The following is a 14,205-nucleotide window of genomic DNA, read 5'->3' as shown; positions in this document are numbered from 1 at the left end:
TGCGTTGACTACATCCGGATTGTTGAACCATCGATTTATTCTTTTTGTGTTTTTGTCTTTGGCGGTTTTGCCGTTTCTTTCAGACTCGCGAAGCATGTACATTATGTTTACCCAAATCTTTATCTTTGCGATTTTTGCGATGAGCTTTGATTTGTTGCTCGGCTATACGGGGATCGTCTCATTCGGACACTGTATGTTTTTCGGAATAGGTGCGTACTCCGTGTCTTTATTCTTGAAAAACTTTGATGCGACGATTAGTTATTTCTTGCTTGGCGTACTCGTTGCCATCGTGCTCTCCGGTATTCTCAGCTACGTGATCGGGATGCTGTCGTTGCGATTGAAAAGTCATTTTTATGCGATGCTGACCTTGGCGATTTCCCAGCTGCTATTCGTATTGGCAGAAAAATGGCGCTCACTGACGATGGGAGGGGATGGCTTCACCTTTCCGGTGCCTGAGCTGTTTCGTGATCGTTTGTCCTTTTACTATGTATGCCTGATCCTAATGGTCATGCTGTTCGTCATCTTGCGGGCGTTTACGCACTCTCCACTTGGCAAGGTCTTGAAAGCCATCGGTCAAAATGAACAACGTGCGGAAGCGTTAGGCTATCAAATTCTTCATTATAAGGTAATCGTCAGCATTGTCGCTGGAGTGGTTGCTGCGATTAGTGGAGGCTTGTACGCGGTCATGCTACGCTTCGTGAACACCCAAGTGTTTTCGATTGAAACGACGCTAGATGCGCTCTTGATGAGCATGATCGGTGGGCTGGGAACGCTATTTGGCTCCATTCTGGGATCAGGGATCGTGGAGTTGGCGCATCATGGGCTGACAGAGTTGGCGAAGCTTCATCCGATTTTCGAGAGATGGGTCATCTTCCTAGGCTTGCTCTATATTTTGGTTGTGCTCTGTTTCCCTAGCGGAATTGTCGGCAGCTTTCAAGAGTGGAGGGAAAAAAGAAAACAGCGTTCCCTGCAGGCTGCAACGATTACGGAGCAAGTAGAGTGATAGGAATGAAAGAAAGGAGGTCAACCCATAAAAAAGGTTGGCCTTTTTTTGTCCCATTTTTGTCGAAAGAAAAAGGGGAGAATTATAGTGATGTCGAATTATTATTCATCAGTCATTAGAAAAGGTGGAGATGTGCCTATGGAACTAAACATGCCAGTGAACTATAACTTCGCTGCCCAGGTGGACGAATGGGCGAAAAAACATCCGGAGAGACGAGCGGTTTGGGAGTTAGATGAACAAGGTCAGGAACATATCCTTACGTACGAAGATTTGCGCCAATATTCAAATAAAATTGCAAATGGTCTAGGGTCCATTGGAATCGAGCATGGGGATCGGGTACTCGTCTTGGTTTCCCGAGGAACCTTGGCCTATGGCCTCTATTTGGCACTGCTGAAGCTGGGGGCAGTGATTTTGCCAGGGTCAGAGATGCTGCGTTACAAAGATATCGAGTACCGGATCAATCATGCAAAAGTCAAAGCTGTGATCAGCTTCGCGGGAGCAATGAGTGAGGTTGATCTGACGAGAGGCAACTGTTCCACCCTGCAACACTACATCACGACGGGCGAAGAGAAAGAAGGTTGGATTTCGCTTGAGGGGCTACTCCAGGGGCAGGACACAGAATTTGAGGTCGTAAACACGAAGTCGGATGAGCTGGCCTTCCTGTCTTATACGTCAGGCACGACTGGGGGACCCAAAGGGGTTATGCACGTTCACGGTTGGCCGTTTGCGCATTTGGCTGTGGCCGCGACACAGTGGCTGGACGTTCGCGAAGGTGACGTGGTTTGGGCAACGGCGGGGCCTGGTTGGGCCAAGTGGATCTGGAGCCCGTTTGTCTCTACGTTAGGGCTGGGAGCGACCGCCTTTGTCTATAAAGGAAAGTTTTCTGCCGATAATTATTTGACAATTCTGCAAAAATATCCAGTTTCAGTCTTGTGTGCGACGCCAACCGAGTACAGAATCATGGCAAAAGTAACGGATTTGGAACAATACAAGCTGTCCGCCTTGCGCTCCGCATGTTCGGCCGGTGAACCGCTCAATCGGGAAGTGATCGACACATTCCGCCGCGTATTCCAGTTGACTGTGCGAGATGGATACGGACAGACAGAGAACACTTTGCTGGTGGGTACCTTTGTCGGCATGGAGCCGAGGCCAGGTTCGATGGGTAAGCCATCGCCAGTTGTGAGAATCGCCATTATTGACGAAGAAGGAGAGGAGTTGCCAGTAGGCAAAGTGGGCGATATTGCCATCGATCGCCATATGGTGGCACTGTTCAAAGGCTATCTGGATGATCCACAGCGAACTGCCAGAGCGTTTCGCGGTGACTGGTACGTGACGGGCGACCAAGGTCGCATGGATGAAGATGGCTATATCTGGTTCGAAGGACGTTCGGACGACATTATCATCTCAGGTGGATATACGATTGGTCCCTTTGAGGTCGAAGATGCCTTGGTGAAGCATGCGGCAGTAGCGGAGTGTGCGGCGGTTGCCAGTCCAGATCCAGAGCGTGGTCATGTGGTAAAAGCCTTTGTCATCCTGAAAAAAGGGAATGAGCCACCCGAAGAGTTGATCGTGGAATTGCAAAACCATGTCAAGCAATTAACCGCTCCGTATAAATACCCGCGTAAAATCGAATTTGTACAGGAACTGCCGAAAACGACCTCCGGTAAAATCAGACGGATCGAGCTGCGGCAGCACGAGGCACAGCAAAATCAGCATTCGTAATGGTTTGTCTTACGAAATTGTAAGATTGCTGTAAGTGGATTCGATGGGACGAAATGCGCGCATCCCCTACAATGTGAGTAGAAGCAAGGTAAGGGGGAATGCAGCATGAACCACCTTCCAATCCCATTAGGAAGAAACACCGACTTGTATGAAGCGGCGAGCATGCCCAAGAGCATCAAGAAACTCGGTGTTCGTTGGAAAAAACGACTGCGTATCAGTTTTCTCGTGATCATGATGGCAGCTATCCTGGCGCCGATCGTGCTTGCGTGGACAGGGAATATATGGATAGATGAGAAAAAGCTGGATGCTGTACAGCAATCCAACAGCTATGTAAAGCTGGACGAAATGCCTGACCATGTGTGGAAGGCGTTCGTTGCGATCGAGGATCATCGGTTTATGGAGCATCCAGGAGTAGATCCTGTTGGATTGAGCCGAGCGATCTGGGTCGATATCAAGGAAGGTGCCTACGTGCAGGGTGGAAGTACGATTACCATGCAGTTGGCGCGAAACCTGTTTCTGACGAACGACAAAACGATGACCAGAAAAGTGAAGGAAATCGCGATCGCTTTGCAATTGGAACAGCGATACAGCAAAAAAGAACTGCTCGAAATCTACCTCAACGTCATTTATTTCGGGCACGGAAAGTACGGGATTGGCGAGGCTGTTCCCTTTTACTTCGGAAAAAAAGCAACAGAAACAGGGAATCGAGCGGTAACACTGGGAGAAGCGGCCATGCTGGCTTCTTTACCGAAAGGACCAGAGCGTTACTCACCGGTAAAGAACTGGGACCGAGCCAAACAACGGCAAGCGGTTGTATTGAACCGGATGAACGAATTGGACGTGATTGATCAAAGCGAAAGTACATTGGCAAAGAACGAGCAGATTTACGTTGTTCCTACTGCCAACCGTGCAGCGAAATAAACGAATGTAATGGAATCCCCTGTCTAGATGGCAGGGGATATTTGTTTTGGAATCGATCAGGCATGCAGAATGGTAAGGAATATCCTATGCACTCACCCATCCCAACCCTTGGGCATAAAATACAGGGAGGAACTACAGGAAGGAGTCCAAAAACGTCATGAGTTCGTATCCTTTTCAGACACAAGCACAACCAGCGTCGAGTACCCCCGCTATGAATTCCTTCATTGACCCTTATTTGTATCAGACGTTGCAGAGTGTTATAAAGCGTGAAGTTGCCATTCAAACAACCCAGGGAAATGTCCGTGGAAACGTTGTCGATGTGCTACCTGACCATGTGGTACTACAGACGGGAGGTTCTACGTTTTTTGTACGCCTACAACAGATCGTCTGGGTCATGCCGTTTTAAACTGGTATGAAACAACCCTTCGCCCACATAAAACAGTACAGGTAGGTGCAAAACGGGGGAGGGAAGCAGGTTGTTTACTCGTATCAACAGGTTGGCAATTGAGCTGCCAGAACCGGCTTATGGAGATGCCAACGCCGCTGCGGCCGTCCAGGAGCTATTGGGCGGTCGTTTTGGTGAGATGTCAACGCTAAACAATTATTTGTTCCAATCCTTCAACTTTCGTGGAAAGAGCAAACTAAAGCCTTTTTATGATTTGGTCACCAGCATTACAGCGGAAGAAGTCGGGCATGTGGAGCTGGTCTCCAACGCAATCAATTTGTGCATGAAAGGGATTACGCGGCCGGGGGACCCTGATACGACTCCACTGAATAACGGTTTGAATAAGCGCAATACGTACCATTTTATTGCGACCGCGCAAACCGCGATGCCAGGAGACTCCATGGGAAAATCATGGGCAGGTGATTATGTATTCTCGAGCGGGAACTTGGTGCTTGATCTTTTGCACAACTTTTTTCTGGAGTGCGGAGCGCGTACTCACAAGATGAGGGTGTACGAAATGACGGATCATCCCACAGCTCGGGCCATGATCGGTTACTTGCTCGTCAGAGGGGGCGTCCATATCGTAGCGTACGCAAAAGCCTTGGAGATCGCTACGGGTGTGGATATGACGAAAATGCTGCCTGTTCCCAATCTGGATAACACCCAATTCGATGCCACTCACCCGTATATCGCGATGGGATTGAATCGCAAGTTGTTTACGTTCAGCTATCAGGACTATCAGGATATCGCCATGATTTGGCGCGGCCCGTTGCCTGATGGTGGAACAGCAGAGGTCATTCAAGGCGTCCCGGATGGCGGCCCTGTTCCGGATTTAGATGAACTGCCAGAAGAATTTGCGCCAGGTGTATCGCGGGAAGACTTTATGAAAATCGCGGAACGCTTGCAAAGGTCAGCGGGGATGTAGATGGAATGGAAAAAGCACGAAAAAAGTGACCAGTCCGCAGTGGTATGCAGATTGGTCACTTGTTCTTGTTGAGGCATTCTTACGTCGTTCGGTTCACAGCCTTACCCAGAGCATCTTCTAGGACATGGGCATACTGCATGGTCGTTTCGATTTTGGAGTGCCCCAGTTGTGCTTGTAGCTGATGGGGGTCAGGGTTCAAGCGGAGAAACTGTGTAGCAAAGCTGTGACGAAGCTTATGGACAGACAGATCGGGGATGCCGAAGGCTTTGGCGTACTTTTTGACCAGCTTTTGGACAGACCGCACTTCAATGCGATGCCCATTCGGATTGGAAGGGGAAACAGCGAGAAAAACAGCGTCCTCTTGCGGTTCGGGATTGTATTTTTCACGCAGCTGCAAGTATTTGGCTAAGTACTCCTTGCCCCAGTCACTGAAAAAAGGAGCGTCCTCTTTCTTTCCTTTGCGGATCAATTTCAACTGGTTTTTTTCCATAATAATGTCGGATAGATCGAGACTGACGATCTCTGACACACGGAAGCCACCGGAGAGAATCATCGCGATCAAGGCAGTATCTCGGTCGCGGTTTTGCATGTGATACTGCTTCTTTTTTTCCGTATCACAATGGGCCAGATATCCGTTGTAGACAAAATCAACGAACTGATAGATTTCGTCGTCAATCAGGATTTTTGCCCGAATGGCGTGGGCGCGTGCGAGGGGAGTCAGCTCTGTGATCTCCAGTTCGATTTTGGCGAGGACATTCCGCGTCAAATACGATTCCCCATTCTCATCCTCAGCGAGGGCAGACAAGTAATGAAAAAGCGATTTCAGGCTCGATATTTTTCTGCTGATGGTGCGGTCACTGTATTCTTTCTTTGCGCTTTTGGTAGGGTTCGAGAGCAAAGCGGATCGCTCATATAAATGCGACTCCTGCAAGTACAATATGTAGCTTTCTACCGTTTCCTTCTTTAGGTCATTCAAATCGCTTAATGGAATGTCCTTCATATCCATCGCGGTACTCAAACCTTCTGTCATCATCCAGCGAAAGAAAAAAGAGAAATCGCGAAGGTATCCAAGCAAGGTGGAGGGTGAATTCTTTTTTGCTTTTTTATGCTCAATAAACTTTTCGACATACCATGGGTAGGAGCCCACTGTTTGCAAAAGCTGCAAGGCATCGCGCTGTTTGGTAACGGACATGCTTTCACCACCAAAATCATTTTGTAAATCGTATACGAACATATATTCTATCAAAAACCAAACGTTCTGGGAATTGCAAATTGAACATGAAACCGTCATGATGGGGAGTATGGATGGATGTTGGACAAGAACGGAGAGGATTCGTAGTGGCAACATGGGACTTATCTCAGACAAAGCATCATGTGTTGATCTGTAATGGCGGAAGCTGTATGCGCAAGGGTGGCGAAGAGGTTACGGTAGCGATACGCGAAGCGATTACCAACGCAGGTTTGGATGACTATGTACATACAACCCGCACGCGTTGCAACGGACGCTGTGAGGACGCATGCGTGATGATCGTGTACCCCGAAGGAATCTGGTATGAAAACGTGACGCCAGAAGATGCACAGCTGTTGGTGGAAGAGCATTTTCAAAATGGCAGACCAGTAGAGGCTTTGATGACGCATCGCTTCGAAACGAACGGTTTTGTGCGTACGATTGACACCAAGCCTGGTATCTTAAAATCACAAAAAGCAAAAAAATGAGGAAAAGGCCACGATCTGCTCACATGAAGCAAGAGAGTGGTTTTTTCATTTTCAGGAGTCTACGAATTACGACAAAAGGAGAAAGTAGGAGAGATGACAATATCAAAAGGAAAATGATTGAAAGCGTTAACAATATGTCTTTGTGATGTGGACGTTTTAAGTAAATGGTGGTAAAATGTTTGTAGATTAAGTTGATTTTATGCGAATTTTATCACAATGATGTGTCCATACAGTGTGAACAATTGTTTTTGTGGAACTTACTAATCGATGGCTGTAATAATGGAGGGATTCTCGTTGGCGAGCAAAACACTTGAACATTTTTTACATGAAAATCTGACAGATTTGAAGAGCAAGGGACTGTACAACGTCATTGACCCTTTGCAAAGTGCGAACGGCCCTGTCATTACGATTGCAGGAAAAGAACTGATCAACCTCTCCTCCAACAACTATCTGGGCTTGGCTACTGATCAACGCCTAGTGGACGCTGCGATTGCAGCAGCGAGCAAATACGGTGTAGGGGCAGGGGCTGTACGTACCATTAATGGTACCTTGGACTTGCACGTGAAGCTGGAAGAAAAGCTCGCTGCCTTCAAGCACACGGAAGCCGCGATTGCTTACCAATCTGGTTTTAACTGCAACATGGCTGCGATCTCTGCTGTCATGGACAAGGACGATGCGATTCTTTCTGACGAGTTGAACCACGCTTCCATTATCGATGGATGCCGCCTGTCTCGTGCACAAATTATCCGTGTGAACCACTCCGATATTGATGACTTGCGTGCGAAAGCGAAGGAAGCGAAAGAATCCGGCAAATATAAAAAACTGATGGTCATTACTGACGGCGTATTTTCGATGGATGGCGATGTTGCCAAGCTGCCGGAAATCGTAGAGGTTGCCGAACAATATGACTTGATTACGTATGTAGACGATGCCCACGGCTCTGGAGTTCTCGGTAAAGGGGCAGGAACGGTTAAGCATTTTGGCCTGTCTGATAAAATCGACTTCCAAATCGGTACACTTTCCAAAGCAATTGGGGTAGTCGGCGGTTATGTAGCGGGACGCCAAGAGCTGATCGACTGGCTCAAAGTACGCAGCAGACCGTTCCTGTTCTCGACTTCGCTGACTCCAGCGGATGTGGCTGCATCCATTGCGGCTATCGATATTTTGATGAACAGCACCGAACTGCATGACAAGCTGTGGGATAACGGACATTACCTCAAAAAAGGCTTGAAAGAACTCGGCTTCAATATCGGGGAGAGCGAAACGCCTATCACTCCATGCATTATCGGAGACGAACAGCAAACCCAGGAGTTCAGCAAGCGACTGTATGAAGAGGGCGTGTACGCGAAAGCGATTGTGTTCCCGACTGTACCAAAAGGAACCGGTCGTGTACGGAATATGCCAACAGCGGCACATAGCAAAGAAATGTTGGATCGTGCCCTTAGCATCTACGAAAAAGTCGGGAAAGAAATGGGGATCCTGAAATGAAAAAAATTCTGGTAACCGGGGCGTTAGGACAAATTGGTTCCGAGCTCATCATGAAATTACGCGATATTTACGGAGCGGATCAAGTCATCGCCACAGATATCCGGAAAAACGAAGACGATCCTGTTGTGCAATCGGGTCCATTCGAAGTTCTTGATGTCACCGACGGGAACCGGATGTTTGAGCTGGCGAAGAAACATGGCGTGGATACGATCATGCATTTGGCTGCCCTGTTGTCTGCAACAGCTGAAGCAAAGCCTCTCTTGGCATGGAACCTGAACATGGGTGGGCTGGTAAACGCGCTGGAAGCAGCACGTGAGTTGAACTGCCAATTCTTTACGCCAAGCTCGATTGGTGCATTTGGTCCGACTACACCGAAGGACAACACACCACAGGACACGATCCAACGCCCTACGACCATGTATGGCGTAAACAAAGTATCCGGTGAGTTGCTCTGCGATTACTATTATCAAAAATTCGGGGTAGATACGCGCGGCGTACGCTTCCCAGGTCTGATCTCGTATGTAGCGCCGCCTGGTGGTGGTACGACCGACTACGCAGTAGACATTTACTACAAGGCGATCCAATACGGAGCGTATACGTCCTACATCGGCAAAGGCACATACATGGATATGATGTATATGCCGGATGCGCTGAATGCGATTATTTCCCTGATGGAAGCAGATGCATCCAAGCTCATTCACCGCAATGCGTTCAACGTGACTGCAATGAGTATTGAGCCAGAGGATGTAGCAGCAGCGATCCGTAAACACATTCCTGAGTTTACACTCTCTTATGAAGTCGACCCTGTGCGTCAGGCGATTGCCGACAGTTGGCCGAACTCCATTGATGCTACGGCTGCCTTGCAAGAGTGGGGCTTCAAAGCGGAGTACGACTTGGACAAAATGACTGAGGACATGCTCGCAAAACTGCGGGGAAAGTTGCTCCAACAAGTCGGATAAACAAAGAGTGAAAAAGAAAACTGCCATTTCTACTTGTACGTGATACGAGAGAGGTGGCAGTTTTTTGTTTATCCAATCATATGCACTGTGCAAGGCTTTTGAATGTCTTTCCCGCTGTATGGGCACAGTAACAAAACATGCTTGAAGGAAAGAGGAACGGAGGGGAGAACCATGGATTTACCAAAAAACTTGCAGGACAACCATTCGAAGCACGACGAAGAAGGACAAGTCATCCCAAATATTCAAGAGACGAAAGGCAGTGGTAATGAGGAGCGACCAATAGAAAGCTGGGGATGGTCAAATAATACCGAGACCGTTCGAGATCGCTGACACCATGTAAAAACAAAACCTTCCAGAATCCGGAAGGTTTTTCTCGTTCCCGGTTGCTATGCTTCGCACAAATGGAAAACCGTCCAAACAAGGACGGTTATTGTGGCTTAAAGGAGCATTTGTTGTTGAGGCTGGTAGGCGTTAATCATCGTATTCATCGTATGATCGGCAAGCTGCGGAGCTTGGTAGTAGCCTCTTGCATTCAAGTATTGCCAAGTTTCATACGCCATTTGCTGGCATGCATTCGCGCCATTTACATGATATTGTCGGATACCTGGGTCCACACACTCTGCCGCCCACAGCATTCCGATAGCGGAACCCGCTTTGTGCCAGTTCAACATCAAGGTAGCGATTGTCATATCAGACAAGCGGGTTGGGTGCGGGTTGGGCGCAGCCATTTGTGGGTTATTTAGACCAACGGCAGTCGGTTGGGCTACACGCAATTGAATAGGGGCTGGCGCTATGTTGAATCCTTTTCCCTGCAATAGGCTAATCCCTTGCTGGTATGCGGTCATGATCATTTGCTGATGGCGGTTAATGATACTTGTTAATTGAGGGTCTTGCGCCATCTCGGCAAGTAATCCGTGCATTTCAATCGCGGCGTGTTTGGAGCGGAGTGCTTCTTGTGTTTCCAAAAATTCATGAGCAGCAAAACGTTGCATAATGGCCTCCTGATCTATCGTTTGGTTTTGGACTGTCAACCTCTGTTATTGTTTGTTCAGAAGTAATGGATATTCAGGAAAAAGATACTAGAATCTAACTGACGTATTCAGCTGAATAGGAATTGGAGCCTGCGTGCACGGAAAGTAATGTATTGGCATAGCCCACCAAACGATTAATTGTCTCATCCACTACTGCATAGACTAGCGAGTGCAGAGTAGGGTCATACAGCTTGGGATCATCGAAAATCACGGTGGTATTGATGAACACCTCTCGATTTCCCATCAAATCGTAATGGATGATAACTTTGCCACAAGCCCCTTCTGTCTGCGGATCGCGATAGCCTGGCAAAAAAAGATACCATTCCTCGGCAGTTGCTGATCGGAAATTTTTCGTAAAAGTGAGACCTTGGATTGCTTCCTCGGTTATTTTTTTTAATTCGGGGTTCATCAAAAAATCGGACACGAATCATTCCTCCAAATCTATTCAGTTAATGGCTTTGAAGCCGTTTTTATTATTTGTGTGTTTGAATTGTTTATGAAAATCAATGGGAAGTTGATTTTTTGGTTGTCTTTTAGAATGTTGCAATGTATAAGCGGGGTATGTTAAGATCGTTCTGACAATTAACGATTGGAGTTGAAGAGGATAATGTAATATTTTTTGCCACTTTTTGAAGAATAAAGCAGAGTTTGTTTTGTTCTTCATTGGCAAGAAAGTTACCTTATTCTTTTCACTCAAAAAATATACCCTTTTCATTCCCTGAACGGGGCTGGATTTGCCGTATTTTTTTGAGCTACAAGAAAGGTAACTTTCTTGTAGCTCTTTTTTATTTTGATAAAGGCGGTTACCGACATGTCATTGATCAAGGTAACGAACCTGACAGCCTCTGCGAGCGGGTTCATTTGCATTTGTGAAACTGAAAGAAAATCATTTCTAGGAGGATGAAAGCGATGGAGATTGAGGTTGTAGATGATTGTGTGAACCGGTTCCTGTTAGGTGAAGCGGTTCACAAAAAAACAAATCCGTTGCCGGAGGTTTACCAATCTATCGACAGGTGCACGTAGCGATCCGCCTGCAAACGTATGCGCTTTTTCTGTATAGTTGGTTAATGACGTGTCAAAGTGCCAACTGACGGTTGCTTTTTTACGTTTTCTCCGGCGGTAAGGAGAAGACATGAGACTATCCTCGAAATATGAAACGATTCGGCGAATATTGTCCGACTTCAAGCAGCCCGAGTATCGGTATGCTCAGATTATGGACGCGATTTTCAAGCAAAACATCGGCGAATACGAACGGATGACTATACTGCCCAAATTTTTGCGCGACGAGTTGACCCGGATACTTGGTCCGAACGTCTGCAGCATCGTTCCGGTAAAGGAACTCACGTCGAACCAGGTCAGCAAGGTGCTGTTTACCATTGCGGGCGACGAACGAGTGGAGGCCGTACGACTTACTTATGAGCGGGGGTGGAAATCGTATTGTATTTCCACGCAGTGCGGCTGCGGATTCGGATGTAGGTTTTGCGCTACCGGTACCATCGGCCTGAAACGAAATCTGACTGCCGACGAAATTACCGACCAATTGTTACACTTTCGCTTGAACGGCCACGCCTTGGACAGCGTCTCATTCATGGGCATGGGGGAGGCGCTTGCCAACCCGCATATTTTTGATGCAATGACGATTTTGACCGACCCGCATCTCTTTGGTTTAGGACATCGACGAATTACGATTTCCACCATCGGCCTGTTGCCGGGGATCGACAAGCTGACACGGGAGTTTCCGCAGGTCAATCTAACCTTCTCGCTGCATTCGCCGTTTGACGATCAGAGAAGCGAGCTGATGCCGATCAACGACCGATTCCCAGTCCATGACGTGCTGAAGGCATTGGATCGTCATATCCAGCATACCGGGAGAAAGGTGTATATTGCGTATATTCTTCTTCGAGGAGTCAACGACTCGACGGCGCATGCGGAAGCAGTTGCTGAGTTGTTAAGGGGAAGGGGACCTGGGGAACATCTCTACCACGTTAACCTGATTCCATTCAATTCGACCGATGTTACGCCAGACAGCTATCGGCAATCTGATCCTAATCGGATTAAAGCGTTTGTTCGGATCTTGCAGTCAAAGGGTATCAGCATCACGGTCCGAACTCAATTCGGATCGGACATTAACGCAGCATGCGGTCAGTTATACCGCTCTAAATAATCGATGTCGGAAACTAAATTTATTAAGCCGGACGAAGCCGTCGAGGCTCCCAAACATCCTGGAGGCGCGGGCTCTTCCGGGACTTAGTGAGAATTGCCTAGCTTAAACAAAAAGAAGCGCCTCTGCCACGGCTGTAGCCGGAAGAGGGCGCTTCTTTTCATGATTCTTACAGTTTTTCACGTGCATGTTTAAGGGTTATCGAATTGGCAATGGCTGTCCACATATCAGTTGATTCAGAACCAATGTACCAGTACGCCAATCCACCAATTTGCCATTGCAGACTAGCCTGAGCTTTCAGCCCAATCGAACGGCTTTCTTCCAGCCAAATCGTGTGCGTGACGCCTTGCTTTTGATACGTCGAACGGTATTGTCCAACTTTATCGTCCCACACAGTTTTTGCTCTGTATTGAGAGAGCAACTGGTAAGACTCGGGGATGCTGATATCTGTCGATTTCAAAGACCCATTCGATTGGTACCAGTCGCGTGTGTAAAGAGGCATTCCGACGATCAGCTTTTGGGTCGGAACCTCGTCAAGCAGGTCGGTAATGACTTTCGTAAACCAAGGCAAGGATGCCACGGAGCCTGCTTTTGACCCGCCTACCCAATTCTCTTCATAGGCCATTACTACCAAATAATCTGCATGCTTTGCTAATTTAGCAAAATCAAAAGGATCGCTCCAGTCTGAATCACCATCTGGCGGAATATCTACAGATAGGACAGCACCTTTTGCGTGAAGAGCAGTGGCGAGCTCCTGGATAAACAAGGTGAAGTTGTTGCGATCCGCAGGGGAGAACCCTTCAAAATCGATGTTAATCCCATCTAGTTGGTACTTATCAATGAATGAAGAAAGCTTTTGCACGGCTGCTTTTCGTTTAGTGGGATTGGACAGCATGGTGTGGGTAGCTTCGGGATCGAATTTATTCCCGAATAGCGGCCAAACTTGCTTGCCATTCGCATGAGCCCACTGGACGAGTGAAGCATCCGTGATGTCACTGATCGTTCCATCTTTTTGCAGGAAGTACCAACGCGGTGACAGCGTGTTGACTCCGCTTTTCTTGACTTGTGCAATGAACTCCTCTGTCGTGGATTCATATTGCCATCCGAGAGAGACAAGCGGTTTTGCTGTAACGTTTTGCTTCTTCAGATTCTCCTGAATTCGATATAAAATAACAGCCGTTTCTTCTCTCGAAAGTGCTTGAGTCGGGCGGAAGTAGCCATTGTAGCCTACCAACCATTTTTTCTGCATGGCGTGGCTGACGGAGGCGCGTGCCCAGCTCGAAATCGCATTGGCATCCTTCACGGGCAACTGGTAAGAAGACGAAATGCTCTGTTCCAGTGCACGTACAAGAAACGCAGCGGCCTCTTCGCGAGAGATCGTCCGCTTCGGAGCAAAAGCAGTAGGACTAATGCCATTCGCGATGTTAAGCCCAGAAGCAGCTTGTACATACCCGTATGCCCAAGAGCTTTTCGGGACATCCGAATAGGCTGCGACGTTGCTGACCACCGGTTTAATACCGAGCGTTCGTGTGAGCATCGCGACAAACTCAGCACGCGTCACCGGGCGAGTTGGGTGAAAATACCCGTTTTCATCCCCTGCGATGACACCTGCCGCATGTAGCGAACGTATTTGCTCTTTCGCATAGCTGTTTGCGATATCTTTTAAATTATTCGTCGATGCTGTGGATGCAGGGACTCCTATGGCAAAAGAGAGACCGTACACCAAAAAAGCTAAGGAGACTAACCAGATATGTAGGTTTTGTTTTTTCATCATACATCCAGTATAAGGAGCGAGAACCATTCTTTCATTGGTCAGATTTTGGTAGAAGCCTTG

The 14,205-nt window shown here is 47.7% G+C and carries 14 protein-coding genes; 10 read left to right on the top strand and 4 right to left on the bottom strand.

The features are described from left to right. The first annotated feature begins 4 nt into the window (after positions 1-4). The 5 genes from HPY27_RS07265 to HPY27_RS07245 all read left to right on the top strand — a co-directional run bounded on the left by HPY27_RS07265 (position 5) and on the right by HPY27_RS07245 (position 5,016). Entirely contained in the window at positions 5-1,003 is a 999-nt protein-coding gene (locus tag HPY27_RS07265) for a branched-chain amino acid ABC transporter permease (RefSeq protein WP_017248231.1), read from the top strand. 138 nt (positions 1,004-1,141) lie between these two features. Beyond that, positions 1,142-2,725, top strand: a complete 1,584-nt coding sequence (locus HPY27_RS07260; RefSeq protein ID WP_174224886.1) for an acetate--CoA ligase — start codon at positions 1,142-1,144, stop codon at positions 2,723-2,725. Between the two features lie 105 nt (positions 2,726-2,830). Next, positions 2,831-3,646: a transglycosylase domain-containing protein gene (locus tag HPY27_RS07255; protein ID WP_174224697.1), complete on the top strand. Its 816-nt coding sequence runs from the start codon at positions 2,831-2,833 to the stop codon at positions 3,644-3,646. Between the two features lie 157 nt (positions 3,647-3,803). After that, the gene (locus HPY27_RS07250; RefSeq protein ID WP_017248235.1) at positions 3,804-4,052 is read left to right on the top strand and encodes a YuzF family protein; all 249 of its coding nucleotides are present in this window, start codon (positions 3,804-3,806) and stop codon (positions 4,050-4,052) included. Positions 4,053-4,122: 70 nt separating this feature from the next. Next, complete coding sequence (locus HPY27_RS07245) at positions 4,123-5,016, top strand: manganese catalase family protein (RefSeq protein WP_174224696.1); 894 nt, start codon at positions 4,123-4,125, stop codon at positions 5,014-5,016. Between the two features lie 79 nt (positions 5,017-5,095). Here the strand turns inward: HPY27_RS07245 and xerS are convergent, their stop codons facing one another. Continuing rightward, positions 5,096-6,208 carry a tyrosine recombinase XerS gene (gene xerS, locus HPY27_RS07240; RefSeq protein WP_026043056.1) on the bottom strand — a complete coding sequence of 371 codons (1,113 nt, stop codon included), beginning with the start codon at positions 6,206-6,208 and terminating at the stop codon, positions 5,096-5,098. 146 nt (positions 6,209-6,354) lie between these two features. Here xerS and HPY27_RS07235 point away from each other — a divergent pair, with 146 nt between their 5' ends. The 4 genes from HPY27_RS07235 to HPY27_RS07220 all read left to right on the top strand — a co-directional run bounded on the left by HPY27_RS07235 (position 6,355) and on the right by HPY27_RS07220 (position 9,509). Then, positions 6,355-6,732, top strand: a complete 378-nt coding sequence (locus HPY27_RS07235) for a (2Fe-2S) ferredoxin domain-containing protein (protein WP_026043057.1) — start codon at positions 6,355-6,357, stop codon at positions 6,730-6,732. 294 nt (positions 6,733-7,026) lie between these two features. Beyond that, positions 7,027-8,220, top strand: a complete 1,194-nt coding sequence (locus HPY27_RS07230) for a glycine C-acetyltransferase (RefSeq protein ID WP_017248237.1) — start codon at positions 7,027-7,029, stop codon at positions 8,218-8,220. After that, entirely contained in the window at positions 8,217-9,179 is a 963-nt protein-coding gene (locus HPY27_RS07225) for an L-threonine 3-dehydrogenase (RefSeq protein ID WP_173621659.1), read from the top strand. Before HPY27_RS07230 ends, HPY27_RS07225 begins: the two co-directional genes overlap by 4 nt. A 171-nt stretch (positions 9,180-9,350) precedes the next feature. Beyond that, positions 9,351-9,509 carry a hypothetical protein gene (locus HPY27_RS07220; RefSeq protein WP_017248239.1) on the top strand — a complete coding sequence of 53 codons (159 nt, stop codon included), beginning with the start codon at positions 9,351-9,353 and terminating at the stop codon, positions 9,507-9,509. 107 nt (positions 9,510-9,616) lie between these two features. Here the strand turns inward: HPY27_RS07220 and HPY27_RS07215 are convergent, their stop codons facing one another. Together HPY27_RS07215 and HPY27_RS07210 are read right to left on the bottom strand one after the other, a co-directional pair. Continuing rightward, complete coding sequence (locus HPY27_RS07215; RefSeq protein WP_017248240.1) at positions 9,617-10,171, bottom strand: spore coat protein; 555 nt, start codon at positions 10,169-10,171, stop codon at positions 9,617-9,619. Between the two features lie 94 nt (positions 10,172-10,265). Beyond that, positions 10,266-10,634 carry a hypothetical protein gene (locus HPY27_RS07210; RefSeq protein ID WP_017248241.1) on the bottom strand — a complete coding sequence of 123 codons (369 nt, stop codon included), beginning with the start codon at positions 10,632-10,634 and terminating at the stop codon, positions 10,266-10,268. A 708-nt stretch (positions 10,635-11,342) separates the two neighbouring features. On the opposite strand from HPY27_RS07210, the gene HPY27_RS07205 reads away from it, so the two are divergent. Beyond that, on the top strand, positions 11,343-12,374 hold the full coding sequence (locus HPY27_RS07205) for a Cfr family 23S rRNA (adenine(2503)-C(8))-methyltransferase (protein WP_174224695.1): 1,032 nt from the start codon (positions 11,343-11,345) through the stop codon (positions 12,372-12,374). Positions 12,375-12,540: 166 nt separating this feature from the next. Here the strand turns inward: HPY27_RS07205 and HPY27_RS07200 are convergent, their stop codons facing one another. Next, complete coding sequence (locus HPY27_RS07200) at positions 12,541-14,145, bottom strand: glycosyl hydrolase family 18 protein (RefSeq protein ID WP_254612843.1); 1,605 nt, start codon at positions 14,143-14,145, stop codon at positions 12,541-12,543. Positions 14,146-14,205 lie beyond the last annotated feature (60 nt).

This window comes from Brevibacillus sp. HB1.1, from assembly GCF_013332445.1.
GTDB lineage: Bacteria > Bacillota > Bacilli > Brevibacillales > Brevibacillaceae > Brevibacillus > Brevibacillus porteri.
Note: the sequence above shows the minus strand (reverse complement) of the source record. Positions and strands in the feature narration are given on the sequence as shown.